21 protein-coding genes are annotated in these 23984 nt (G+C 59.8%); 8 read left to right on the forward strand and 13 right to left on the reverse strand.

Features of this window, described 5'->3' with window-relative positions; translation table 11 throughout:
• Positions 1–24: 24 nt before the first annotated feature.
• Complete coding sequence (locus ODQ19_RS25140) at positions 25–1254, forward strand: winged helix-turn-helix domain-containing protein (protein WP_330211517.1); 1230 nt, start codon at positions 25–27, stop codon at positions 1252–1254.
• Between the two features lie 96 nt (positions 1255–1350).
• Here ODQ19_RS25140 and ODQ19_RS25145 read toward each other — a convergent pair whose 3' ends face one another.
• Positions 1351–2697, reverse strand: a complete 1347-nt coding sequence (locus ODQ19_RS25145) for a class II 3-deoxy-7-phosphoheptulonate synthase (RefSeq protein ID WP_330211518.1) — start codon at positions 2695–2697, stop codon at positions 1351–1353.
• 124 nt (positions 2698–2821) lie between these two features.
• On the opposite strand from ODQ19_RS25145, the gene ODQ19_RS25150 reads away from it, so the two are divergent.
• A complete protein-coding gene (locus tag ODQ19_RS25150; protein WP_330211519.1) occupies positions 2822–3577 on the forward strand; it encodes a spermidine synthase in 756 nt (251 codons plus the stop codon).
• A gap of 133 nt (positions 3578–3710) precedes the next feature.
• Here ODQ19_RS25150 and ODQ19_RS25155 read toward each other — a convergent pair whose 3' ends face one another.
• The gene (locus ODQ19_RS25155; protein ID WP_116665481.1) at positions 3711–4502 is read right to left on the reverse strand and encodes a crotonase/enoyl-CoA hydratase family protein; all 792 of its coding nucleotides are present in this window, start codon (positions 4500–4502) and stop codon (positions 3711–3713) included.
• 423 nt (positions 4503–4925) lie between these two features.
• Between ODQ19_RS25155 and ODQ19_RS25160 the strand changes: the two genes are divergently transcribed.
• Positions 4926–6599 (forward strand): DEAD/DEAH box helicase, encoded by a 1674-nt coding sequence (locus tag ODQ19_RS25160; protein WP_014717677.1) that lies wholly within the window; start codon positions 4926–4928, stop codon positions 6597–6599.
• 132 nt (positions 6600–6731) lie between these two features.
• On the opposite strand, the gene ODQ19_RS25165 is transcribed toward ODQ19_RS25160, so the two are convergent.
• Positions 6732–7499, reverse strand: coding sequence for a DODA-type extradiol aromatic ring-opening family dioxygenase (locus ODQ19_RS25165; protein ID WP_330211520.1), 768 nt, complete (start codon positions 7497–7499; stop codon positions 6732–6734).
• A gap of 102 nt (positions 7500–7601) precedes the next feature.
• On the opposite strand from ODQ19_RS25165, the gene ODQ19_RS25170 reads away from it, so the two are divergent.
• Entirely contained in the window at positions 7602–8258 is a 657-nt protein-coding gene (locus ODQ19_RS25170) for a thiopurine S-methyltransferase (protein ID WP_330211521.1), read from the forward strand.
• Between the two features lie 195 nt (positions 8259–8453).
• Here ODQ19_RS25170 and htpX read toward each other — a convergent pair whose 3' ends face one another.
• Both htpX and ODQ19_RS25180 read right to left on the reverse strand, forming a co-directional pair.
• A complete protein-coding gene (gene htpX / locus ODQ19_RS25175) occupies positions 8454–9341 on the reverse strand; it encodes a protease HtpX (protein ID WP_003189904.1) in 888 nt (295 codons plus the stop codon).
• Positions 9342–9645: 304 nt separating this feature from the next.
• Entirely contained in the window at positions 9646–10857 is a 1212-nt protein-coding gene (locus tag ODQ19_RS25180) for a pyridoxal phosphate-dependent aminotransferase (protein WP_003209058.1), read from the reverse strand.
• A 202-nt stretch (positions 10858–11059) separates the two neighbouring features.
• On the opposite strand from ODQ19_RS25180, the gene msrB reads away from it, so the two are divergent.
• Both msrB and ODQ19_RS25190 read left to right on the forward strand, forming a co-directional pair.
• Positions 11060–11452, forward strand: a complete 393-nt coding sequence (gene msrB / locus ODQ19_RS25185) for a peptide-methionine (R)-S-oxide reductase MsrB (protein WP_330211522.1) — start codon at positions 11060–11062, stop codon at positions 11450–11452.
• A 150-nt stretch (positions 11453–11602) separates the two neighbouring features.
• Positions 11603–12088: a glutathione peroxidase gene (locus ODQ19_RS25190; protein WP_014717681.1), complete on the forward strand. Its 486-nt coding sequence runs from the start codon at positions 11603–11605 to the stop codon at positions 12086–12088.
• Positions 12089–12104: 16 nt separating this feature from the next.
• Here the strand turns inward: ODQ19_RS25190 and ODQ19_RS25195 are convergent, their stop codons facing one another.
• Positions 12105–14414, reverse strand: a complete 2310-nt coding sequence (locus ODQ19_RS25195) for a hybrid sensor histidine kinase/response regulator (protein WP_330211528.1) — start codon at positions 14412–14414, stop codon at positions 12105–12107.
• Between the two features lie 164 nt (positions 14415–14578).
• On the opposite strand from ODQ19_RS25195, the gene ODQ19_RS25200 reads away from it, so the two are divergent.
• Both ODQ19_RS25200 and ODQ19_RS25205 read left to right on the forward strand, forming a co-directional pair.
• A complete protein-coding gene (locus tag ODQ19_RS25200) occupies positions 14579–15469 on the forward strand; it encodes an ATP-binding protein (protein ID WP_116665487.1) in 891 nt (296 codons plus the stop codon).
• On the forward strand, positions 15466–15948 hold the full coding sequence (locus tag ODQ19_RS25205) for a GAF domain-containing protein (protein WP_014717684.1): 483 nt from the start codon (positions 15466–15468) through the stop codon (positions 15946–15948). The genes ODQ19_RS25200 and ODQ19_RS25205 overlap by 4 nt, the downstream gene beginning before the upstream one ends.
• Before the next feature lie 70 nt (positions 15949–16018).
• Here ODQ19_RS25205 and ODQ19_RS25210 read toward each other — a convergent pair whose 3' ends face one another.
• The 7 genes from ODQ19_RS25210 to ODQ19_RS25240 form a co-directional block, all read right to left on the reverse strand.
• A complete protein-coding gene (locus ODQ19_RS25210) occupies positions 16019–19654 on the reverse strand; it encodes a transporter substrate-binding domain-containing protein (protein WP_116665488.1) in 3636 nt (1211 codons plus the stop codon).
• Between the two features lie 8 nt (positions 19655–19662).
• Complete coding sequence (locus ODQ19_RS25215; protein ID WP_116665489.1) at positions 19663–20289, reverse strand: response regulator transcription factor; 627 nt, start codon at positions 20287–20289, stop codon at positions 19663–19665.
• Between the two features lie 249 nt (positions 20290–20538).
• Positions 20539–20940 carry a response regulator gene (locus tag ODQ19_RS25220; protein WP_116665490.1) on the reverse strand — a complete coding sequence of 134 codons (402 nt, stop codon included), beginning with the start codon at positions 20938–20940 and terminating at the stop codon, positions 20539–20541.
• Positions 20941–21108: 168 nt separating this feature from the next.
• The gene (locus ODQ19_RS25225; protein WP_116665491.1) at positions 21109–22440 is read right to left on the reverse strand and encodes a deoxyguanosinetriphosphate triphosphohydrolase; all 1332 of its coding nucleotides are present in this window, start codon (positions 22438–22440) and stop codon (positions 21109–21111) included.
• 165 nt (positions 22441–22605) lie between these two features.
• Complete coding sequence (locus ODQ19_RS25230; protein ID WP_014717689.1) at positions 22606–22947, reverse strand: hypothetical protein; 342 nt, start codon at positions 22945–22947, stop codon at positions 22606–22608.
• Complete coding sequence (locus ODQ19_RS25235) at positions 22944–23348, reverse strand: phage holin family protein (protein WP_005786473.1); 405 nt, start codon at positions 23346–23348, stop codon at positions 22944–22946. The genes ODQ19_RS25230 and ODQ19_RS25235 overlap by 4 nt, the downstream gene beginning before the upstream one ends.
• Before the next feature lie 2 nt (positions 23349–23350).
• Complete coding sequence (locus tag ODQ19_RS25240) at positions 23351–23665, reverse strand: DUF883 family protein (protein ID WP_003189926.1); 315 nt, start codon at positions 23663–23665, stop codon at positions 23351–23353.
• Between the last annotated feature and the right edge of the window lie 319 nt (positions 23666–23984).

The raw sequence follows: 23984 nt of genomic DNA on the forward strand, positions 1-23984 counted from the left end.
GGGCGAGCTTCTATGGAGATTGCCATGCCCGCCGCCCTGTGTTTTTCACTCAAGCAAGCTCGACGCATGGCGCTGGCGGCCCAGGGGTTTTCCGGGCGCCAGGCGCCTGCACAGATAAAGGCCGCGCACCTCAACCGCCTGATCGAACGCCTGGGCGTTTTACAGATCGACTCGGTCAATGCGCTGGTGCGTTCCCATTACCTGCCCGTGTTTTCCCGCTTGGGCCATTATTCCCCGTCGATCCTTGAGCAGGCCGCCTGGAGCCAGGGGCGGCGACGCTCACTGTTCGAATACTGGGGGCATGAGGCGTCGCTGCTGCCCATGGCGCTGTACCCGCTGATGGGTTGGCGCATGGAGCGCGCCCGGCAAGGGCGGGGGATTTATGCGCAAATGGCACGTTTTGGCCGTGAACAGCAGGCGACGATTCAACGCGTGTTGCGCACCGTCGAACAGCAGGGCGCCTTGGGGGCGGGTAGCTTGTCGACCCGCGAGGAGCGTGCCGGGCCCTGGTGGGACTGGAGTGATGAAAAGCACGCGCTGGAATGGCTGTTCGCCGCTGGCTTGGTCACGGTTGCCGGTCGTCGAGGGTTTGAGCGGCTGTATGATTTGCCCGAGCGCGTTATTCCCGCCGAGCGGCTCAAGGTTTCCATGAGTGAGGATCAAGCGCAGCGCGGCTTGCTGTTGCACAGTGCGACGGCGCTGGGTGTCGCCACCGAAAAGGACCTGCGCGATTATTATCGCCTCGACCCCGCCGACAGCCGCAACCGCTTGGCCGAGCTGGTCGAGGATGGGCAACTGCTGGCTTGCCAGGTGCGGGGCTGGAAACAACCAGCGTACTGCCCGGCGGCGCCGAAGCTGCCGCGCACAGTGCCGGTCAGTGCATTGTTGTCGCCGTTCGATTCGCTGATATGGGAGCGCAGTCGCACCGAGCGCCTGTTCGACTTTCGCTATCGGCTGGAGATCTACACCCCGCAAGAAAAACGCGTGTATGGCTATTACGTACTGCCGTTTCTCCACAACGAACGCATTGCCGCGCGCGTCGACCTGCGGGCCGAGCGTGCCCATGGGCGCCTGGCCGTGCATGCCGTACATGAGGAAGAGCCGGGGCTGGATGAGGAAGGCATGCTGGCGCTGGCGCTGAACCTGCGCAAAATGGCCGACTGGCTAGGGCTGGAACAGGTCCAGCTCAATTGCCAGCGACCCAGTGCTGCCCGATTGAGGGCTGCGATGCTTAACTGGGATGTCATCCTTTAAGGCCCTATCGCGGGCAAGCCCGGCTCCCACAGAGAAACGCGTTCAAATGTGGGAGCCGGGCTTGCCCGCGATGGCGTCATCCCAGTCGATAAAGCGTCAGCGTTTGACCTGTTTCAAGGTCTCGGCAATCAGAAACGCCAGCTCCAGCGACTGATCAGCATTCATCCGGGGGTCGCAATGGGTGTGATAGCGGTCTGACAGGCCATCTTCGGTGATCGGCCGTGCGCCGCCGATGCATTCGGTGACGTTCTGCCCGGTCATCTCGATATGGATCCCGCCAGCATAGGTGCCTTCTGCCTGGTGCACCTGGAAGAAATCCTTCACTTCGCCAAGGATCTGCGCAAAGTCGCGGGTCTTGTAGCCACTGCTGGCCTTGATGGTATTGCCGTGCATTGGATCGCAACTCCACAGCACTTGCTTGCCCTCGCGCTGCACGGCGCCGATCAGGTTGGGCAGATGGTCGCCGACCTTGCCTGCACCCATGCGGGCGATGAGGTTGAGGCGGCCGGGGTCGTTATCCGGGTTGAGGATGTCGATCAGGCGGATCAGGTCGTCCGGGTTCATGCTCGGTCCGACTTTCACGCCGATCGGGTTGTTCACCCCGCGCAGGAACTCGACATGGGCGCCGTCCAACTGACGGGTGCGGTCGCCGATCCACAGCATATGCGCCGAGCAGTCGTAGTAGTCGTTGGTCAGGCTGTCGCGGCGCACGAAGGCTTGTTCATAGTTGAGCAGCAACGCTTCGTGGGCGGTGAAGAAGCTGGTCTCGCGCAATTGTGGAGAGCTGTCCATGCCACAAGCGCGCATGAAGGCCAGGGTTTCGTCGATGCGGTCGGCCAGTTGGCTGTACTTTTCAGCGAGGGCGGAGTTGGCGATGAAATCCAGGTTCCACTTGTGCACTTGGTGCAGGTCGGCAAAACCGCCCTGGGCAAAGGCGCGCAGCAGGTTGAGGGTGGCGGTGGACTGGTGGTAGGACTGCAACAGGCGGTCTGGGTCTGGCACGCGGCTTTTTTCGTCGAAGCCGATGCCGTTGACGATATCGCCACGATAGGCGGGCAGGGTGATGCCGTCGATGGTTTCATCGTTGGCCGAACGTGGCTTGGCGAACTGGCCGGCCATGCGCCCGACTTTCACCACCGGGCAACCGGCAGCGAAGGTCATGACGATGGCCATCTGCAGCAGCACCTTGAAGGTGTCGCGTATTTTTGCGGCGGAAAACTCGGCAAAGCTTTCGGCGCAATCACCGCCTTGCAGCAAGAATGCGCGGCCCTGGGTCACTTCGGCAAACTGACGGCGCAATTCGCGCGCCTCCCCGGCAAATACCAGAGGCGGGTAGCTCGCCAGGCTTTGCTCCACTTGCAGCAAGTGTGCAGCGTTCGGGTATTGGGGTTGCTGCTGGATCGGCAGGGCTCGCCAGCTATCGGGGCTCCAGGGTTGGCTCATCATGAACTCGTTTGTGGGTGGATGTTGGGGCGTCAATGTTAGCAGCAATTAGTGCGTGACCTGTGGCTGCCGCTTGGCCGACAATCGCGCCTTTGTCGTGCGGTAGACCCTTTTAGGAGTAGTGATGAGCGAGGAGCGTGTCGAGCGCCTGCTGGCCGAAGTCCATGATGAATTCGGCATGATCCGTGTGCTTGAAGTGGCCGATTACCGTTTTCTCGAATTTGGCGACGCCATCGAGCAAAGCTGTGTGTTCACCGCTGATCCGAGCTGGCTGGAGTACGACTACACCCGCGCGATGCTGATCGGCGCGTTGTGCCATGAGCAGGCGGAAAGTGCGTTGTTCCTGGGTCTGGGCGCGGGCACGTTGACCCAGGCGTGCCTCAAGTTCCTGGCGCTGGAAGATGTCGAAGCCATTGAGCTGCGCCCTGATGTGCCGCGCCTGGCCATCGAATATCTGGGGCTGGATGACGACCCGCGCTTGTACATCCGCATTGGTGACGCGTTGCAATTGCTCGACAGTGCCGAATCGGCCGATCTGATTTTCGTCGACCTCTACACCGATGTCGGCCCGGGCGTGGGGCATCTGGCCTGGACCTTCCTGGAAAACTGTCAGAAGAAACTCAACCCCGGCGGCTGGCTGGTGATCAACCAGTGGGCCACCGATGATGGCAAGCCGTTGGGGGCGGCGTTGCTGCGTGGGTTGTACCACCGGCATTACTGGGAGCTGCCGGTGAAGGAGGGCAATGTGATTCTATTGGTGCCTTCGGAGCTGGATCAGGTGCTGGACCTGGATGCCCTGTCCGTCCGCGCCGAAGCCTTGGCGCCGCGATTGGGGTACTCGTTGCAGCCGTTGATCAAGGCGATTCGGCCGGCAACTTAGTTGCCAGTTCGGACGCTTTCGCGGGCAAGCCCGCTCCCACAGGGGATTGCATTTCAACAGAGAATGCAATTCAACTGTGGGAGCGGGCTTGCCCGCGAAGAGGCCCTCACTGCCGACCGCTAATTCAGTTCGTTCAAATCCCCTTGAACACCCCCGGCCGCTTCTCGATCATCGCCCGAACACCCTCCTTGGCATCCTCACTGTTGAGCAGTTTATCCACCATAGGCGGCAGCGCGGCGGCTGCGACGGCCTCACCCTCCATACGCGCCAGCCGCGCCGACATCAACGTGGCCTGCACACCCAGCGGCGCCTGGCGCGCAATGCGGTTGGCCAATTCAAGGGCGCGGGGCAATAGGTCTTCACTGGCCATTACTTCCTGCACCAATCCCAGGCGCAGAGCTTCATGGGCATCGAATTCGTCGCCGGTGAGTAGCCAGCGCATTGCATTGCCCCAGCCGGCAATCTGATGAAAGCGCAATGTCGCGCCGCCAAACGGAAAGATCCCGCGTTGCACCTCCATCTGGGCAAAGCGGGTATTGCTGGCGCAGAGGTTGATATCCGCCGCCAGCATCAACTCGATACCAATGGTCAGGCAGTACCCCTGCGCCGCGACGATCACCGGCTTGCTCACGCGTGGGCCGGCAAACACCCCCCACGGGTCGCACCCTCCCAGCGGCGGTTGCCAGCCACCCGCCATCACGCTGCTGACATTGGCCAGGTCCAGCCCGGCCGTGAAGTGGTCGCCATGGGCAAACACCACGGCCACCCGTGCGTCATCGTTTCGATCAAATTCGCCATAGGCCAGGCTCAGCGCATTGAGCAAATCCAGGTCGAAGGCGTTGCGCTTGGCCACACGGTCCAGGCCCAGCAATAGAACATGACCCTCAAGTGCGCGGCTGACACGGCTACTGCTGGCTTGATTCATGGGGTGTGCCCTCGGGGCGCGGGTAGGGTTTCAGACCAAAGGGTCTCAATGGGTGGGTGAACCGTTTAAGCTTGATGACCAACAGGGCCGGGCCTTTGAAAAATAGACCCTGGCGCACGGATCTGCAAAGCGCGTGACGCAGCGCGGTTTATCGGTGCCTGGCGATAAAAAAAGCTCCCTTTTTCAGCTATTTCCGGTATAGTGCGCGCCGGCCTTTAACCGGGCCGCGTTTAGGTAGCGCAATTCCCCGAAGTCAGCTTCGGCTGCACGTCCGCACAGCGGACTCTTCCTTGACGAATCTTTTTCATTCATTCGTTTTCGCAAATCCCCGCCGACAAAGCAGCCAGGGCGACTCTTGAGTCTCAACACGGCATGCGCAGCTTTGGAGCATGGGTCTTTGCGGATGCACTTAGAGGCAGACCCATGACCCAGGAAACCGGCGGCTTCGCCGCTTTTAATCTTAACCCGAATATTCTTGCAGCCGTCGCAGCGACCGGCTACGAAGAACCTTCGGCGATTCAGCAGCAATCGATCCCGATCATCATGGCCGGTAAGGACATGATTGGCCAGGCGCAAACCGGTACCGGTAAAACCGCCGCGTTCGCCCTGCCTATTCTGCACTGCATCGATCCTGCCAAGCGCGAGCCGCAAGCCCTGATCCTGGCGCCAACCCGTGAGTTGGCGCTGCAAGTAGCAACCGCCTTTGAAACCTACGCCAAGCAAATGCCGGGTGTAACTGTTGTGGCCGTTTACGGCGGCGCGCCTATGGGCCCACAACTCAAGGCAATCCGTAATGGCGCACAGATCGTTGTCGCCACTCCGGGCCGTCTGTGCGACCACCTGCGTCGTGACGAAAAAGTCCTGTCGACCGTGAACCACCTGGTTCTGGACGAAGCTGACGAAATGTTGAAGCTGGGCTTCATGGATGACCTGGAAGTCATCTTCAAGGCACTGCCCGCGACCCGTCAGACCGTGTTGTTTTCGGCTACCCTGCCGCAGTCCATCCGTGCCATTGCCGAACGCCACCTGCGCGATCCGGAGCACGTGAAGATCCAGACCAAGACCCAGACCGTTACCGCGATCGAACAGGCTCACCTGTTGGTTCACGCTGACCAGAAGACCTCGGCTGTATTGAGCCTGCTGGAAGTCGAAGACTTCGACGCCCTGATCATGTTCGTGCGCACCAAGCAAGCGACCCTGGACCTGGCCAGCGCCCTGGAAGCCAAAGGCTACAAAGCCGCTGCGCTGAACGGTGACATTGCCCAGAACCAGCGTGAGCGCGTGATCGACTCCCTCAAGGATGGCCGTCTGGACATCGTTGTGGCGACCGACGTTGCCGCCCGTGGCCTCGACGTTCCACGTATCACCCACGTGTTCAACGTTGACATGCCTTACGATCCAGAGTCCTACGTTCACCGTATCGGCCGTACCGGCCGTGCCGGTCGCGAAGGTCGTGCATTGCTGCTGGTGACTCCGCGTGAGCGCCGCATGCTGCAAGTGATCGAGCGTGTTACCGGCCAGAAAGTTGCCGAAGTCCGCCTGCCGGATGCCCAGGCCGTTCTCGATGCACGCATCAAGAAACTGACCAACAGCCTGGCGCCACTGGTGGCTGACGCTGAATCGACCCACGGCGACCTGCTGGACCGCCTGACCGCCGATATCGGTTGCACCCCGCGTGCCCTGGCTGCAGCTCTGCTGCGCAAAGCTACCAATGGTCAGGCCCTGACCCTGGCAGCCATCGAAAAAGAACGTCCACTGGTTCCGAACAGCGCGCCACGCGGTGATCGTCCAGAGCGTTCCGGTGACCGTCCAGACCGTGGTGACCGCGAGCGTCGCGCTCCAGTGCCATTGGCTGAAGGCCGTGCTCGTTGCCGTACCGCGCTGGGTGCGCGTGATGGTATCGCTGCCAAGAACCTGCTGGGCGCTATCCTCAACGAGGGTGGCCTGGCACGTGAAGCTATCGGTCGCATCCAGGTGCGTGACAGCTTCTCCCTGGTGGAGCTGCCGGAAGACGGCCTGGAAAAACTGCTGGCCAAGCTCAAAGACACTCGCGTTGCCGGTAAGCAGCTCAAGCTGCGTCGCTACCGCGAAGATTGATCCGCCCTTGGGCTGATTGATCGCACATAAAAAATCCCCGACTGGTTCGGGGATTTTTTTTGCCTGATGTTTTAGTTTCCGATGCGATCAGCTGTGGGAGCAGGCAAGCCAGCTCCCACAGGTATAACGGTGTCAGCCAAAGCGATAGATATCCATGCCTAGGGCGCCCAGTGTGAAGCCCTGGTGCGCTACGCTGAAATCTGCGCCCGCACCCCGCGCAAAGTACAGCGGCAGCAAATGCTCATCGCTGGGATGGCTGCGCACGGCATGTGGCGCCTGGCGTCGATAGTCATGCAAGGCGGCGTCGTCATTGGTCGCCAGTTTGTCGACCACCCAGTCGCGAAACTCCAGCGCCCACGGTGTGATCGTTTCCGGCCCTGCGCGCCAGTCCAGTTCGCCCAGGTTATGGGTGATGCTGCCGGAACCAATCAGCAGCACACCCTGTTCGCGCAGGCTGGCGAGCGCATGCCCCACGCGGGTTTGCAGGGCGGGCCCCAGGCGGCTGGGCAGCGAGACTTGCACCACTGGGATGTCCGCTGCTGGGTACATCAGCGACAGCGGGACCCAAGTGCCGTGGTCGAAGGGGCGTTGCTCGTCAATACGTGCAGCCAGACCGTCGGCGTGCAGCAGCTCGACGATCTCACTGGCCAGGTGTGGGTCACCCGGCGCTGGGTATTGCACCGCAAACAGCTCGCGAGGGAAGCCGCCGAAGTCGTGCCAGGTTTCGGGTGCAGCACCGCCGCTGACCAGCAGTTCCGGGCTTTCCCAATGCGCCGACACCACTACAATGGCTTTGGGGCGTGGTAGCTCGGCAGCCAGGCGCTGTAGCGCGGGACCACTGGCGCCGGGTTGCAAGGCCAGCATGGGCGAGCCATGGGAGATAAACAGGCTGGGGAGCATGAGCGGGTCCTGAGGGTTAAGATAAAGCCATCTTCAATCAGATCATTGATCTAAATCTAATATAAGTTTTAGCGCCTTTTGATCGAATTTTCGGAGTGATTCATGCAGCCTGAATTTTGGCAGGACCGCTGGGCGAGCAATCAGATCGGTTTCCATCAGCGCGAGGTCAATCCCTACTTGCAACGGCACTGGCCCGTGTTGGGGTTGCCCGAGGGGGCAAAGGTGCTGGTGCCGTTGTGTGGCAAAAGCCTGGACTTGGTATGGCTCGAGAGCCAGGGGTACCCGGTAATGGGCGTGGAGCTGTCGGAGCAGGCGGTTGAGGCGTTCTTCAGCGAGCAGGGGCTGGTGCCGCACGTCAGTCATAAGGGCGCCTTCAAGGTCTACCAGGCGGGCCTGATCGAACTGTGGTGTGGCGATTTCTTCAGCCTGGATGCGCAGGCGCTGGTCGGTTGCCGCGGCGTATATGATCGCGCCGCGTTGATCGCATTGCCGCCGCTGATGCGTGCGCAATACGCCGAGCACCTGAATGCCTTGCTGCCGTCAGGCTGCCAGGGGTTGCTGATTACTCTCGATTACGACCAGGCGCAGAAGGCCGGCCCACCCTTTGCTGTTTCGGACGAGGAAGTGCAGGTGCTGCTGGGACCGCATTGGGCGTTGGAGCCGCTGGAGGAGCGGGACATCCTGGGGGAGAGCTGGAAGTTCGTGCAGGACGGTGTTACTCGCCTTGAAGAGCGTGCTTATCGGCTGGCCAGGCGCTAAAAGGGCTTTTTCTTTTGTAGGAGCGAGGGACGCCTAGTTCTTGCTCGCGAAAGACGTCAACGATGACGCGTGCTTGCTGAATGAACGCGGCGCCTGCGAGTTTTTCGCGAGCAAGCTCGCTCCTACAGAGAGCGGTGAAATCAGCGGGCACAAAAAAGGGGCGATCACATCGCCCCTTGTCGAGTCATCCGGCTATCAGCCGCGGCGACGCAATGCGTCAATCCGCTCTTCCAGCGGCGGGTGGCTCATGAACAGGCGAGCCAGGCCCTGCTTGATGCCACCGTTGATGCCGAACGCGGTCAGGCTGTCGGGCATATGTACCGGCAGGCCCTGTTCGGAGCGCAAGCGTTGCAGTGCGCCGATCATGGCGCTGGTGCCCGCCAGGCGTGCGCCGGCCTCGTCGGCGCGGAACTCGCGTTTGCGCGAGAACCACATCACGATGGCGCTGGCCAGGAAGCCCAGGACCAACTCGGCGAAAATGGTCGCCACGAAGTAGGCAATGCCGCGGCCTTCTTCGTTCTTGAAGATGACCTTGTCGACGAAGTTGCCGATGATCCGCGCGAAGAACATCACGAAGGTGTTCACCACGCCCTGTACCAGCGCCAGGGTGACCATGTCGCCGTTGGCCACGTGACCGATCTCGTGGGCCAGCACCGCCTTGACTTCGTCGGGCGAGAACCGCTCCAGCAGGCCCTGGCTCACGGCCACCAGCGCGTCGTTCTTGTTCCAGCCGGTCGCAAAGGCGTTAGCCTCGTAAGCCGGAAAGATCCCCACTTCGGGCATTTTGATGCCGGCTTCTTGAGACAACTGCTCCACGGTTTGCATCAGCCATTGTTCATGGCGAGTGCGGGGTTGAGTGATGATCTGGGTGCTGGTGCTCATCTTCGCCATCCACTTGGAGATGAACAGCGAGAACAGCGAACCGGCAAAACCAAAGACCGCACAGAAAATAAGCAGCTGATTGAGGTTCAGATCAACCCCATTGGCCGCCATGAACCCGTTGAAGCCAAAAAGGCTCAGGGTGACGCTGGCAATCAGTACGACCGCCAGGTTAGTGGCCAAGAACAGCAGGATGCGCATCATGGTTGTAGAATTCTCCTCATGCTTAATATGTCGCTCACTGCGGGGTATATAAGGTGCAGCATGGGGTGATTCAACCGGGGGACTATTTCAAACTGTGTCCTACGCCTCGGGCGTAGGGCCTTGAAGGGATTTTCCGACCTGTATTGTCAGCCTTGATCAACCCGATGCTACCTCGCCGCCCCGTGATTATAGGGGGTACGTCATCGGCAGAGGCTAAATGAAGTACAACCGCAAGTAAGTGACGCAGAAGTGTTGCCAGATAATCGCTGTACGACCCCAAGTGAGTCGTACAGCGTCAATGGCCTTACTGGCGATAGGACTTCAGGAAGTTGCCGATGCGACCAATGGCCATTTCCAGGTCATCCACGCGTGGCAAGGTCACTACGCGAAAGTGATCCGGCCACGGCCAGTTGAAGGCGGTACCTTGCACGACCAGCAGCTTTTCCGACAGCAGCAGGTCGAGCACGAACTTCTCATCGTTGAGGATCGGGCAGACTTTCGGGTCGATCCGCGGGAACGCATAGAGCGCACCCATGGGCTTCACACAGCTCACACCCGGGATAGCGTTGAGCAACTCCCAGGTGCGGTTACGCTGCTCCAGCAGGCGGCCTTGAGGCAAGACCAGGTCATTGATGCTCTGGTACCCGCCGAGGGCGGTCTGGATCGCGTGCTGGCTCGGTACGTTGGCGCACAGGCGCATGTTGGCCAGCATGTCGATGCCTTCAATGTAGCTTTGCGCATTGTGCTTGGGCCCGGAGATGGCGATCCAGCCGGAGCGGAAGCCCGCCACGCGGTAGGACTTGGACAGGCCATTGAAGGTCAGGCACAGCAGGTCCGGAGCCAGGGAGGCGGTGCAGATATGCACGGCGTCATCGTAGAGGATCTTGTCGTAGATCTCGTCGGAGAACACCACCAGGTTGTGCTGGCGCGCCAGTTCCAGCATGCCCAGCAACACTTCCCTGGAGTACACGGCGCCGGTGGGGTTGTTCGGGTTGATGATCACCAGGGCCTTGGTATTGGGAGTGATCTTGGCCTTGATGTCGGCCAGGTCCGGGAACCAGTCGGCGCCCTCATCACACAGGTAATGCACCGGGTGGCCGCCCGCCAGGGTCACGGCGGCGGTCCACAGCGGGTAATCCGGTGCTGGCACCAGGACTTCATCGCCGTTGTTGAGCAACGCCTGCATAGACATCACGATCAGCTCGGACACACCGTTGCCCAGGTAGATGTCCTCGATGCCGACACCTTCGACCTGCTTCTGCTGGTAGTACTGCATCACCGCCTTGCGCGCGCTGAACAGGCCTTTGGAATCGCTGTAGCCCTGGGCGGTCGGCAGGTTGCGGATCACATCCTGGAGGATTTCATCCGGCGCTTCGAAACCAAACGGTGCCGGGTTGCCAATGTTCAGCTTGAGGATGCGATGGCCTTCCTCTTCCAGGCGTTTGGCGTGCTTGAGCACCGGGCCGCGAATGTCATAGCAGACGTTGGCGAGCTTGTTCGATTTGCTGACCTGCATGGCGATGTGATCCTGAAAATGAACGATCCCGACGGCGTAGGCACTACCGTAGGGTGAAGCCTGCACAGCCCGCACCCATAAATACGTTTGAATGCCGATGGCGCGGGTGCCAGACTGGCGTTTTGAAGAGGCGCAATCATACGTGCCGCCTGATCCATGGAAAAGACACAGATCAGGGTTTTTCAGTTGCCGAGGTGTACCGATGGACAAGTTGCAGAAAACTGTAGATGAATGGAAGGCGATGCTCGATCCGGAGCAGTACAACGTGTGCCGTCTCAAGGGTACCGAGCGACCGTTCAGCGGCAAGTACAACGCCACCACGACCGACGGCGTGTACCACTGCATCTGCTGCAACGAGCCGCTGTTCGATTCCAGGGCCAAGTTTGATTCCGGCTGCGGCTGGCCCAGCTTCTATGAGCCGATTGCCGACAGCGCGATGGTCGAGATCCGCGATGTCAGCCACGGCATGATTCGTACCGAAGTCACCTGTGCCAAGTGTGACGCACACCTGGGGCATGTGTTCCCGGACGGCCCTGCGCCGACGGGCCTGCGCTACTGCATCAACTCGGTATGCCTGGAGCTGGTGCCGCGCTAGGCTTGCATAGTTCCTGTAGGAGCGAGCTTGCTCGCGAAAAACGTCAACGATAACGCGGGTTTCCTGAATGAACGCGGCGCCTGATAGTTTTTCGCGAGCAAGCTCGCTCCTACAAATAAGGCTCTTCTTTCCCTGAATTGAGGCATTGCCATGAGCGACTCCCTGCTGAGCATCCCTTGCACCACCATCAAGGGTGAACAAAAGACCTTGGCCGATTTTGCCGGCAAGGCCATTTTGGTGGTCAACACCGCCAGCAAATGCGGCTTCACCCCGCAGTACAAGGGCCTCGAGCAGCTTTGGCAGCAATACAAGGACCAGGGCCTAGTGGTGCTCGGCTTTCCCTGCAACCAGTTCGGCAAGCAGGAACCGGGCAACGAAGGCGCGATATCCGAGTTCTGCGAGCTGAACTTCGGCGTCAGTTTTCCGCTGTTCAAGAAAATCGACGTCAATGGCAGTGATGCCCACCCGTTGTTCGTGCAGTTGAAAAAACAGGCCCCGGGGCTACTGGGTTCCAAGAACATCAAGTGGAACTTCACCAAGTTCCTCATCGGCCGTGATGGCCAGCAGGTCAAGCGCTTTGCGCCAACCACCAAGCCCCAGGACTTGACCCAGGAGATCGAAGCCCTGCTCAAATAAGCATTGCGGGTACCCCTCAGAGGCTGGTGGTCTTCGGTACCCACAGTTCCAGCAAGGCGTTGAGTTCTTCCCGGCGAAACGGCTTGGCCAGGTAATCGTTCATTCCCGCGGCCCGGCAACGCTCGCGTTCTTCGGCCATCGCGTTGGCGGTCAAGGCCACGATGGGCAAGTCCGGCCACCGCCCGCTGCGGCGAATTTGTCGGCTGGCCTCATACCCATCCATCACGGGCATGTTGCAGTCCATCAGCACCATATCGAAGCGCTGATCCTCCAGCAGCTTGAGGGCTTCGCCACCGTGGGCCGCGACGATCACCTCGCACCCGAGCTTGCTGAGCATGCGCTTGGCCACCAGTTGGTTGACCGCGTTGTCCTCCACCAGCAGGATGCGCGCGCGGTGCGCAAGCGGTGCGGCTTCTATCTGCACCGGATCGAGGACCAGTTGCGCGTCGCTGCGCAGGTTGCGTTGCAGGATCTGGTACAGCGCGTTGCGGCTCAACGGGCGGGCTTGTTGCTGCAGCGGCGCCAGGGCCGCGACTTCAGCGCTGGGCAAAAAGTTGCCGTAGGCGGTGACCAGCAGAATCGGCGCGCTGATGCCCGGGCGCAAGCGGAACAGGCATTCAGGGCAGTCGGTGATCAACAGGTCCGGCGCCAGCCCGCTCAGATCATCGTCCTGGGAATAGCAGCGCGGCGTCAGCCCCCAAGAGGGCAGCAGGGTGGTGAGCAGCTCCGTCAGCCCGCCGCCGGCGTTGGTGATGGCGACCACCTCGCCGGTGAGCGGCGCATAGCGTGTGGCAGGCAAATGCGCAGGCAGTGGGAGGTCGGCGCAGAACTGGCTGCCAAAGCCCACCTCCGAGCTGATACTCAAGCGACCTTGCATCGCTTCGCACAGGTTATGGGTCAACGCCAGGCCTAATCCCGTTCCACCAAACTGGCGGGTGATGCCAGCGCCGGCCTGGGTGAACGGTTGGAAAATTTTCACCTGGGCTTCCTGGGCGATGCCAATGCCGGTGTCGCACACTTCGATGCTGACCCGGCCTGCCGAGGCGCGCAGGCGCACGTCGACGCGGCCAAAGCGGGTGAACTTCAAGGCATTGGAGAGCAAGTTGCTGACGATTTGCCGCACACGGGTTGGGTCGCCGATCACCTGGGCGGGAAATTGCGGGTCGACCAGGCAGGTCAGCTCCACACTCGGTGCAGCGTTTTGCGACAGCAGGTTGGCGGTGTCCTCCACCAGGGAGCCCAGGTCGAACGGGATATGCTCCAGCTCCAGTTGCCCTGCGTCGAATTTGGACAGGTCGAGGATATCGTTGAGTAACTCCACCAGCACTTTACCTGAGTCATGGGCAATGGACAGTTGCTGGCGCTGTTCGGCGGTCAGCGGGCTGTCCAGTGACAGGGCAATCATGCCCAGCAGCCCATTGAGTGGCGTGCGGATTTCATGGCTCATATTGGCCAGGAATGCCGCCCGCGCCTGGGCCATGCCCAACGCCGTCATTTTCGCCGCCTCCAGTTCATCGTTGGACTGGCTCAAGCGTTGGTTGCTGGCCTTGAGTTCAAGGGTGCGCGCCGAAACGATATTTTCCAGTTGCCCCAGGTACTCCGTGAGGCGGTCTTCGGCGTGGCGCCGTTGCTGGATCTCGGTTTCCATGTTTTCAAATTGCTGGTTGGCGACGTTGACCAGCACGCCGATTTCATCGTGCTCATGCCCCGCAGGGCAGTCCAGCCGCGCCTGTTTGCGTGTGCTCAGTTCTCGAATAATGCGCACCAGCGGTTGGGTGAGCATCACGTAGAACAGGCCCAGCAGAATCCCGGTGAGCAGCAGGCTGCGGGCGAAGCCGTTGAGCAGCGTGATCTCGGCGCGATGCAGGAAACGGCTGCCAAAGGCATAGGTATCGACGTCCAGGCGTAGCACACCCAGGGAGTCGTTGGGCATATGGCTGAGAAACAGCCGGTCTTCGAACTGGCGATTGGCCCCAAACAGAAAATCGCTGACGGGCCGATAGTTGCTTTCTTTGCGCGGGCGATTGACGTCGGCCAGCACCACGCCGTTGTTGTCGATCAACTGCGCGCGGATGATGGCAGGGGAGTGCAGCAGGCCCAGGGTCAGTTCCTGGGCGAGTTCGGCATCGATGTTGTAGGCGATGCGTGACGCCGGGTTATGGCTGATTTCAATCAGTGAGCGTATTTCACGGTTGATGGATGCGTCTTCACTGGCATAATCAATACCGATTTGGATCAGGCTGAGCAAGGTTCCCAACACGAAACCGACCAGCACAGTCAATCTGGCTTGTTTATAAGACAAGCGGTGGGCGAACTTGATATCCATCGAGTGTTGAACCACTTAGCGTTTCCCTTCGCCCGGCAAGCATAGCTGAACATCCACAAGCTTTGGCTTGCCCGGCATGAATCGTTTGTTTGATGCAGCCCATGCAGTGTGCCGCAGGGTTGCCAATACGCCATCTTTTGCAAGAACTTGCCAGAGGAATAGCTGTGGATTCTCGATTGAATGCCTTTCTTGAGCGTGCCGATGCGGTGCTGGCTCGCCTGGAACCGCTGTTACCCGCACCGCGCCAAGCGATCGACTGGAACCAATGCCTCGCCGCCCGTTGGCAGCGCGAAGGCCGCAGTGGTTTTCTATTGCCGCTGGAGGTGAGTCTGGACATGCGCCTGTCGGACCTGATCGGTGTCGACAAGCAACGTGAGCAACTGGCGCGCAACACCCAACAGTTCCTCGACGGTTTGCCCGCCAACCATGCGCTGTTGTGGGGTTCGCGTGGCACCGGCAAGTCTTCCATGGTGCGTGCCTTGCTCGCCCAGCACGCCAAGGCGGGCCTGCGCTTGATCGAGATCGAGCGTGACCACCTGGCGGACCTGCCGCGGGTGGTCGAGCAACTGATCAAGCTACCACAACGCTTTATTTTGTTTTGTGATGATCTGTCGTTCGAAGCCGGTGAAGGCGACTATCGCGTGCTCAAAAGCGTGCTCGATGGCTCCCTGGAACAGGCGCCGGAAAACGTGCTGCTGTATGCCACGTCCAACCGCCGCCACCTGGTGCCGGAAAACCAGAGCGACAATGACAACTGGAAACGCGTGGATGGCGAGTTGCACCCCAGCGAGGCGGTTGAAGACAAGATTGCCTTGTCGGATCGTTTTGGTTTGTGGCTGTCTTTCTACCCGTTTAGCCAGGAGCATTTCCTGGATGTGGTGGAGCACTGGATCGGCGAGTTGGCCAGCAAGGCCGGCTTGCAGTGGCAGCGCGATGAACAGCTTGATGTCCTCGCGGTACGCTGGGCCACTGGGCGCGGCAACCGCAATGGCCGGTGTGCCTATCAATTCGCCCGCTACTGGGTGGGTCTCAAATTGCTGGAACGTCAACCATGATCGATCTACAACAGGCCGGCAGCGGCCTTGATGGCTATGCCATGCTGTGCGCGCAACTGGAGTCGCTGTTGGCTGATGAGCGCGATTTTATTGCCAACAGTGCGCAGTTTTCCGCGTTCCTGTTCAACCAGCTGGATGACTTGAACTGGGCGGGTTTTTACCTCAATCGCAATGAAGAGCTGGTGCTTGGGCCATTTCAGGGGCAGATCGCCTGTGTGCGCATTCCATTCGGTCGTGGCGTGTGTGGTGCGGCTGCGGCAACGCGGCAAACCCAGCGCGTGGAGGATGTGCACGCGTTCCCAGGCCATATTGCCTGTGACAGCGCTTCGAACAGTGAATTGGTGGTGCCCTTGGTCAAGGACGGTCAATTGATTGGCGTCCTGGACCTCGACAGCCCCTCGCTGGCCCGGTTTACCCCCCAGGACCAAGTGGGGATCGAGCGGTTGGCGGCGATTTTCCTGCGATTGACCGACTGCTGAAGCGGCGGGTGCTTATGCCGGTAGCGCAAGGAGCGCGTTTGCTCGTTCCTTGGGCTACCGGCCGTTGCGCTTATTGGCCTGGCAGCTCATCCAGTTGAACTTGCAACATCTTTTCCAATTCCTGCATGAGTTGTTCCAGGGCCTTGATGCCACTTTCGATCACGGCCCACTCCTCATTGCGAGAGCAGGTTTGCTCCAAGGCTTCGCATTGCGCCGCCAATGAGTGGGCTTGCACGATACGGGCCGCGCCTTTGATCTTGTGAGCTTGCTCAATGATGTCTGAGGGCTGCGCGTGTCGATCCAGCAGTTCGATAAGCAGCTGGCGGTCGTGAAGGCTGCTGCTCAGCAGTTCCTCCAGCAAGCGTCGACTCAAGTGGGGATCACCGCCGGTCAGCGCTTCCAGGCATTCGAGGTCCAGCCGTGGGTGCACGGGTTTAGGGACGATGTGTGTCAGTTGGCGCTCCAACACGGTAAGGCTGATGGGCTTGAACAGGCAGTCATCCATGCCGGCTTGCACGCACCGTTGCTTTTCCTCTGGCTGGGCGTTGGCGGTAAAGCCCAGTACCACGCAGGGCACCAATTGTTCGCGCTGCTCATACTCACGGATTGAGCGACTCAGTTCATAGCCATTCATGATGGGCATGTTGCAGTCGGCAATCACCAGGTCGAAATGCTCTTTACGCCAAGCCTGGAACCCCGCCGCACCGTGCTCGGCAGCGGTGAATTTATGGCCCAGGTAGCCCAGCTGCTGGCACATCAGCAGGCGGTTCGCCGGGTGATCGTCGACCACCAGTACGTTAAGCACCAGCGCGGTAGCCGGCTTTTGCGGCGTGTGGTCACCTACCGGCCGGACCGCTTGCAAGCGGGGCATGCTCAGGTTGACGTGCACCTGGGTGCCCACCATGGGCACGCTGCTTAGGCTCAGTTGGCCGCCCATCATCGCGCACAGGCTGCGGCAGATCACCAGCCCCAGGCCCGCACCACTGCGGGCCAGTTGCCCGGAATTGTCTGCTTGCGCAAAGGGTTCGAACAGGCGCAGTTGGTCCTCCCGGCTGATGCCGATGCCGGTGTCTTCCACCACCAGTTTCAGCTCGATCTGCTCCGGTGCCTGGGTAGGCTGCAGTTCAACCTTGATCTTGACCTGTCCCTGTTCGGTGAACTTGATCGCGTTGCTCACAAGGTTCGAGAGCACCTGCTTGAAGCGCAGCGGGTCTATCAGCACCTCGATATCGTTCAGGTCGGGCTTGAACTCCAGCAGCAGGCTGAGGGTTTTTTGCCGTGCGAGACCATCGAACACGCGCACCACAGATTCAATGACCTCCCGCAGGTTCACGCGCTCCGGCGCCAGGCTGAGGCGGCCCGACTCGATACGCGCGATGTCGAGGATGTCACCGATCAGCTCCAGCAGGTCTCTGGCCGAGTTGTACGCCACTTCGATTGCCGGACGGTCAAGGTGCCCTTGGTCGGCGCGCTTGAGCGTCAGTTCGAGCATGCCGATCACGGCGTTCATCGGGGTGCGAATCTCGTGGCTCATGGTGGCCAGGAACGTGCTCTTGGCGCGGTTGGCCTCGTCGGCACGCTCCTTGGCGGCGCGTAGTTCATCGAATAGCTGGCGTCGGTCACTGATATCGATCCAGCCACCGATGATGCCCTGGACTTCACCCGTGGAGTCGCGGTAGGGCAGGATCCAGTGGTAGATGGTCAGTTTCCTGTCGTGGATATGCAGGCTGCGATCGAGGATCAGCGGGTTGCCCTCGGCCACCACGCGCAGATAATCAGCATGGTACTGGGCTGCCTCCGACTCCAGGGCCATGCTCATCTGGGTCACGCCTTTGCCGATCACGTCTTCGCGCTTGACGTCGAACACCTGCAGGTAGCTGTCGTTGCAGGTCTGCAGCAGGCCATTGCGGTCGCGCACGTAGATCGGATGCGGCGTCTCATTGACCAGCGCGCGCATGAACTCGAACTGATCGTTGAGGGCGCGTTCGGCCATTTTTCGATGCTTGATCTGGCGCCGCATGTAGGCGTTCCAGGCCAAGGAAATCAACAGCAACAGGCCGGTGCCGATGATGATGCGCGCGATCAACTGATGGTAGTTTCGCCAGTAACTGTCGGACGCGGCAGTGTAGCCACGCCAGCGGCTGTTGATCACGCCCATTTCATCCGGGGCAATGCTGAGCAGGGCCTTGTCGAGGATCGAGCTCAATTCCGTGGCTTGGCGCGAGGTGGCCAGAGTGAACGTTGCGGGGGTGGTGCCAATGCTGGCGCTGATTTGCAAGCGGTCCTGGAAAACCTGGGAAGACAGGAAGTAGTTGGCGATCACCAGGGTGTTCACGGCCCCATCCACTTGTCCCTGTGCGAGCAGCTCGGATGCTCTGAATGTATCATTGGTTTCCACCAGGTGAATCTCAGGAAAGTCCTTGCTCAAGGTTGCGGCCAAGGGGTTACCCTGGGTTATCGCCAGGCGTTTTCCGGCCATTTGCTCCATGTTCGATGGCGCTCCTGGCTCTTTGCGCGTCAACAGCACATAGGAGTTTTCGAGGTAAGGGCGGCTGAAATTAAGTTGTGAGTCTCGTTCGTTGCTGGGAACGATGGCCCCGATCATATCGACTTTCTGGGTCGCGACCTGGTCGATCATCGCGTTGACATCGCGCCCACGCTGTACCGAAAAACGCAGGCCGGTGCGTAGGCGGATCAATTCCAGCAGGTCGGCGGTGATCCCGCGAAAGTTGCCGTCCGCATCGAAGAATGTCAGTGGCGCGAAGGTTTCGTTGACGATGACCGTCACCACCGGGTGGTCTTTGAGCCAACGCTCTTCGCGCTGGGTCAGTTGCAGTTTCTTGTCGGTCAGCAGGATATCGCTGCCGGCGCTCCAACGCTTGGCGATGCTCTCTCGTTCATTGATGGGCACCGAAGCCAGCGCTGAATCGACAATGCTCAAGAGCATCCGGTTGTCCTGACGCGTGGCAAAGCTGAAACCATAAGCTTCATGCTTGCCGAAGTTGGCCATGCGAATGTTTTTGAGGTAGCCCTTGTTGATCATGTAATGGGTGGAAATGGTGTCACCGAGAAACACATCCGCCTGGTCGAAGGCCACCGCATTCAAGGCATTCTGATAAGAGGGGTAGGCGCGGATGATCGCCTTGGGGTACAGCTTTTCCACCTCATTGAGCGGCAGGTAGTGATAGACAAGGCTCAGGCGCAGCCCGTCGAGGCCTTCACTGAGGCTGCGGGTTTCTCCCTCGCGTGTGACCAGGACTGGCTGGTCTACCGCATAGGGTTCGGAGAGGATCAGATTCGGCGTCGCAGCCTCAAAGCCATTGGAGGAGCCCAGCAAGTCAATTTCCCCGGCTTCCAGGGCGCGAATGGCAGCCGCCCGGGACGGGTAGCGCATCACAGTGATGGGCAGGGAGAGTGCCTTGGCCAGCAATCCCGCGTAATCGGCGGTAAGGCCTTCATAATCATGGCCGCTGGAAGTGAGGTCAAAGGGTGGGTAGTCAGGGCTGGATGTACCCAGCGTTAGTTCACGTTTGTTATGCAGCCACTGGCGCTGGGCCTTGTCAAAATGAGTGTCCAGTTGTACAGCTCCCGCACGACTCAAGAGGGTGAAGCGTTCCGGGCTGGTTTGGTGCTCCGCCAGCACAGTTGTGCTGAAGTACAAACCGGCACTTAATATAATCAGATAGTCCTTTATACGCCTGGGCATCCGCTTTCTCACACTAGCGCGTTTCGTTTTGCCATCTCGATGAGGTCGACCAAGGATTTGGCTTGGAGTTTTTGCATTAATCTTTTCTTATAAGTACTGACGGTCTTGTTACTCAAGAACATACCTTTGGCGATTTCCTTGTTAGTGCGGCCTTGTGCAAACAGTTGCAGGACCATTAGCTCCCGGTCGTTGACGGTCTTGAACAGTTCCAGCTCTTGAGCATCCATGCCTTCCGTTCCGGGGCCATTCAAGGCCTGGCTGGGGAAGTAGTTGTAGCCGGACAGCACCGCGCGGATGGCGCTCAGCAACTCGCTCAGGTCACCCTCCTTGCACACATACCCCTCTGCCCCCGAGCGCATGCACCGCGTGGCAAACAACGTCGGGCATTGAGCCGTGAGGACCAGGGTTTTCATCGAGGTGTTCATGGCGTTGAACCGGCAGAGCACCTCAAGGCCGTCAAGTTTCGGGATGCTGATGTCGAGAATCACCAGATCTGGGAGGCATTCACGCACCATCTGTATGGCATCGCACCCGTTATCTGTTTCGCCGACGACTTTGTAACCTTCATGTTCCAGCAACATTCGAATGGCAAGCCGGATAACGGGATGGTCGTCGATAATAAAAACTGAGTTCATAGTCACATTCCATGCAGGTGCAGATAAAGCGGGCACATTAGCTCAGAAGGTGAGTGCGCAGTATGAAGCTCGCAAGGAGTAGATGCAGAACAGGAAAGTTCCTACATTTAAAAAGGTATAGACCTACAAGTTGTTAGGTAATCGTGACAAGGCATGTGAGCGTTTCGAGGCCGATCATGACAAGACGCAAGGCTGGGGAATTTACGGCGGGCCTCGTATCGCTTTTCGTTGAAAGGGATGTTTAAAATCCTACATGAGGGGGTCGAAAGTTAAGCCGATTAATTTTTCAAGATCATCTTTGTTCAACGGTTTTGGCAAATAGCCAAGGAGGGGGAGACTTCGTTGCGCGGCTTGTGTCGTCAGGTTGACCAGTTCTGGCGTAGGTAAGCCGCTCAACAGGATGGCGCTGCTGATGAAGCGCCGGCGGCTGGCGATTTCCACCAGTTCAAGCCCGGGCAGGTCTGGCAGGCATTGGTCGCATAACATCAGGTCGAAAGGGTGTTCGGACTGGCTCATCGCGCGTATGGCCTGCTCGGCGTTTTCCACCGCGGTCAGTTGGTCGAAGCCGAAGCTTTTGAGCAGGCACTGGGTGGCCAGGAGTTGAAAGGGGTGATCCTCCACCAAAAGAATACGAAGAGAATAGCTGGGCATAAAGAGCACACAGTAAGGCAAGCGTCGATGGGGGCGGTAGGAATGACTCGGCGGGTCCGTTGGGAGCGCGCGTGATTATTCTTCGGGTGCCTGTACGAATTCGATCAGGCCGCTCTGTTCCCGTCGTAGGGCAATTCGCTTCAGGGAACAGGCTGCTTGATGAAGTCGTTATTGGGGGCCGGAGCGCCCGGTCATTTCCCGTGCCATTTCGGTGGCGTAGCTGTCGGTCATACCGGCGATGAAGTCGATCATCCGCAGGAACGAGGCGTGCAGTGACCAGGCGGGGTCTGGCGCGCTATTGCCTAGCAGGTCGAGAATGCGCCGGTTCTTGAATGACGGGGTGCGCCCGCCATGTTGTTCAAGGGCCGCGCCGCAGAAAGCGTTCAGCAGGATTTCCAGGGTGGTGTAGGCCCCGATTTCATGCAACGTCTTGCGTTTGTCCTGGAAGATTTTCTTGCGCGCCATGTCCTTGGCATCCAGCACGCAGCGCTTTGCCGGGCCGTGCATGTGCTCCACCAGATCCCCCGGCAGCGTGCCGGCCAACAGGGCGTCCTGTTGTTCGACAAACGCCTGCGCCGCTGCGTTGGTCAGGTGCTCGATGGCTTTGCCGCGCAGGATCGCCAGCTTACGGCGGCGCGAGTCCATTGGCCCCAGTTGGCGATAGGTTTGTGGCAGGTCATCGCCGACCAGGTCCAGTAGCAGTGACTCGACTTCGGCGTACTCCAGCAACTCCATTTCCAGGCCGTCTTCCAGGTCGATCAACGCATAGCAGATGTCGTCGGCGGCCTCCATCAGATACACGAGCGGGTGACGCGCCCAGCGTTGTTCCTCCAGCTGGGGCAGCCCCAGCTTGTGGGCGATCTGCTCAAGAATCGGCAGCTCGCTCTGATAGCAGCCGAACTTGTGTTTCTTGTAGCCCAGCGAGTCGGCGTGGCGGGCGGTCCAGGGGTATTTGAGGTAAGTGCCCAAGGTGGCGTAGGTCAGCCGCGTGCCGCCGTCGAACTGATGGTATTCAAGTTGGGTGAGTACCCGAAAGCCCTGGGCATTGCCTTCGAAGTTAAGGAAGTCATTGCGTTCGGCGCTGCTCATGTCATCCAGCCAGCCGCGCCCGGCGGCCTGCTGGAACCAGTGGCGAATGGCGTCTTCGCCAGAGTGCCCGAACGGTGGGTTGCCGATGTCATGGGCCAGGCAGGCCGATTGCACCACCATGCCCAGGTCGCTAGGGTCGCACCAGTCGGGCAGGGCGCCGCGCAGGGTTTCGCCTACGCGCATGCCCAGGGAGCGCCCCACGCAGCTGACTTCCAGCGAATGGGTCAGGCGGGTGTGGATATGGTCGTTGCTCGTCACTGGATGCACTTGGGTCTTGCGTCCCAGGCGCCGGAACGCGCCGGAGAAAATAATGCGGTCGTGATCTTTGTGAAAGGGACTGCGGCCCAGTTCTTCAGGGCTGTGCAGGGTTTTTCCAAGACGTTCGCGGGTCAGCAGGGTGGGCCAATCCAAGGCGCAGGCTCTCCGTAAGGTGAATGACAGTGCCAGCTTCCCTGTTCGGCCTTTATGGGGCAAGCGAATCCAGCGGCCGGCCGTGCCGGTATCAATTAACAGTCAGCGCAAAAAACCGCAATGACCAGCAGGTGTCTGGTCATTGCGGTCATCGGCTCACAAGGGTCAGCTTTTGCGCGAAGCGCCTTGCATGGCCAACTTGATCAGCGGGATTAACCCGGCACCCAGCCGCACCAGGCGCGTAATACTGCTGATACTGCCGCCCTTGGCGCCCTTGCCGGTAAAAAAGCCCATCAGCGTGACCGCCGCCACGCCCCACAACGGCGCGTGCTTGATGCCCAGGCTGTCCTGCCAGTTGTGGCGCATGTTGCGCATTTTGTGCAGGGGCGCCATGAGTTGTTGGGACTCATGACGGATTTCCTGGCGGTGCATTTCCATGCGCAGGCGGATCAAGGCTTTGCGCATTTCCCGGCGTGACGTGTTTTGCGGGATCTCAGTCATGCTCATGGCAGCAGGCGCTCCCGGTCATTGGCCAGTTCTTCGAGCGTGGCGTGGAAGGGCGTGGACTCATCGAACACCGCCGCCTTCAAGCGCACGCCGCAGAACGCAGCGGCCAGGCTATAGAACACGCAGAGGCAGATGATACCGGTCAGGCGATAGCCTGTGTCCCACACCAGGATCATCACCAGCGTCGACAACCCCACCAGCAACAGCAGGGCAAACACCAGCGCCAGGCCGGCAAACAGCAACAGGCTGACGGTACGGGCCTTTTGCTCTTGTAATTCGATGCCAAACAACTCGACATGACTGTGCAGCAAGCCCAGCACAGCTGCGCCCAGGCGTCGGGAAGTTGAACCGCTTGCTGAGGAATGTGCGCTCGTGGATGAGCTGGATTCGCCGATAGACATGGTTAGCGCCTTGTAGCCAGCAGACCGATCAAAAAGCCTACGCCGGCAGCAATGCCGACCGACTGCCATGGGTTGGCTTGCACGTAATCTTCGGTGGCAGTGATCGCCGCCTGGCCGCGCTCGCGCAATGAGTCTTCGGTCAGTTGCAGGGTCTCGCGGGCCTTGAGCAGGCTCTCGTGGATCTTGGTGCGCAGCTCGTCAGCCTGGTCACCGGCCAGGACGGCGGTGTCGTCCAGCAACTTTTCGGTATCGCTGACCAGGGTTTGAAAATCCTCCATCAGTATCTCTTGAGCAGTCTTTGCTGTTTTACCGGCCATGGTTATCTCCGTGGGTAGCTGATCTGTACGTGTGGTTTCGAGTCGCGGCGTTCGCTGAAGGTTCAGTGCAATTGTGTGGTACAGCTTTTGCTTTGCCTTGGTGCGCAGGCCCTGGAGCCTGCGCTGAATCCGGGCGGTCGAGGTGGAAACCTTGGAAAACCTTACCCTAAATCACTTAATTTCGCGGAAAAACCCTGTCGGCAACGGCCTGTTGTGTTGATCGCTGCGCTAAAGCGGTTCACGCCCTCTGAAGAGGGGCGAAGCCGGCGGTGCCAATTTAGTGCGCGAAACCCTGGCTTGAACCGCTTTGGTGCTTTTT

The sequence above is a fragment of the Pseudomonas sp. AM4(2022) genome (assembly GCF_036346515.1).
GTDB lineage: Bacteria > Pseudomonadota > Gammaproteobacteria > Pseudomonadales > Pseudomonadaceae > Aquipseudomonas > Aquipseudomonas paracarnis.

Excerpts from the sequence above, each read along its gene's own strand:
- ODQ19_RS25140 (WP_330211517.1), top strand. The coding sequence starts at position 25 with ATGCCCGCCGCCCTGTGTTTTTCACTCAAGCAAGCTCGACGCATGGCG.
- ODQ19_RS25145 (WP_330211518.1), bottom strand. The coding sequence starts at position 2,697 with ATGAGCCAACCCTGGAGCCCCGATAGCTGGCGAGCCCTGCCGATCCAG.
- ODQ19_RS25150 (WP_330211519.1), top strand. The coding sequence starts at position 2,822 with ATGAGCGAGGAGCGTGTCGAGCGCCTGCTGGCCGAAGTCCATGATGAA.
- ODQ19_RS25155 (WP_116665481.1), bottom strand. The coding sequence starts at position 4,502 with ATGAATCAAGCCAGCAGTAGCCGTGTCAGCCGCGCACTTGAGGGTCAT.
- ODQ19_RS25160 (WP_014717677.1), top strand. The coding sequence starts at position 4,926 with ATGACCCAGGAAACCGGCGGCTTCGCCGCTTTTAATCTTAACCCGAAT.
- ODQ19_RS25165 (WP_330211520.1), bottom strand. The coding sequence starts at position 7,499 with ATGCTCCCCAGCCTGTTTATCTCCCATGGCTCGCCCATGCTGGCCTTG.
- ODQ19_RS25170 (WP_330211521.1), top strand. The coding sequence starts at position 7,602 with ATGCAGCCTGAATTTTGGCAGGACCGCTGGGCGAGCAATCAGATCGGT.
- htpX (WP_003189904.1), bottom strand. The coding sequence starts at position 9,341 with ATGATGCGCATCCTGCTGTTCTTGGCCACTAACCTGGCGGTCGTACTG.
- ODQ19_RS25180 (WP_003209058.1), bottom strand. The coding sequence starts at position 10,857 with ATGCAGGTCAGCAAATCGAACAAGCTCGCCAACGTCTGCTATGACATT.
- msrB (WP_330211522.1), top strand. The coding sequence starts at position 11,060 with ATGGACAAGTTGCAGAAAACTGTAGATGAATGGAAGGCGATGCTCGAT.
- ODQ19_RS25190 (WP_014717681.1), top strand. The coding sequence starts at position 11,603 with ATGAGCGACTCCCTGCTGAGCATCCCTTGCACCACCATCAAGGGTGAA.
- ODQ19_RS25195 (WP_330211528.1), bottom strand. The coding sequence starts at position 14,414 with ATGGATATCAAGTTCGCCCACCGCTTGTCTTATAAACAAGCCAGATTG.
- ODQ19_RS25205 (WP_014717684.1), top strand. The coding sequence starts at position 15,466 with ATGATCGATCTACAACAGGCCGGCAGCGGCCTTGATGGCTATGCCATG.
- ODQ19_RS25210 (WP_116665488.1), bottom strand. The coding sequence starts at position 19,654 with ATGCCCAGGCGTATAAAGGACTATCTGATTATATTAAGTGCCGGTTTG.
- ODQ19_RS25215 (WP_116665489.1), bottom strand. The coding sequence starts at position 20,289 with ATGAACTCAGTTTTTATTATCGACGACCATCCCGTTATCCGGCTTGCC.
- ODQ19_RS25220 (WP_116665490.1), bottom strand. The coding sequence starts at position 20,940 with ATGCCCAGCTATTCTCTTCGTATTCTTTTGGTGGAGGATCACCCCTTT.
- ODQ19_RS25230 (WP_014717689.1), bottom strand. The coding sequence starts at position 22,947 with ATGAGCATGACTGAGATCCCGCAAAACACGTCACGCCGGGAAATGCGC.
- ODQ19_RS25235 (WP_005786473.1), bottom strand. The coding sequence starts at position 23,348 with ATGTCTATCGGCGAATCCAGCTCATCCACGAGCGCACATTCCTCAGCA.
- ODQ19_RS25240 (WP_003189926.1), bottom strand. The coding sequence starts at position 23,665 with ATGGCCGGTAAAACAGCAAAGACTGCTCAAGAGATACTGATGGAGGAT.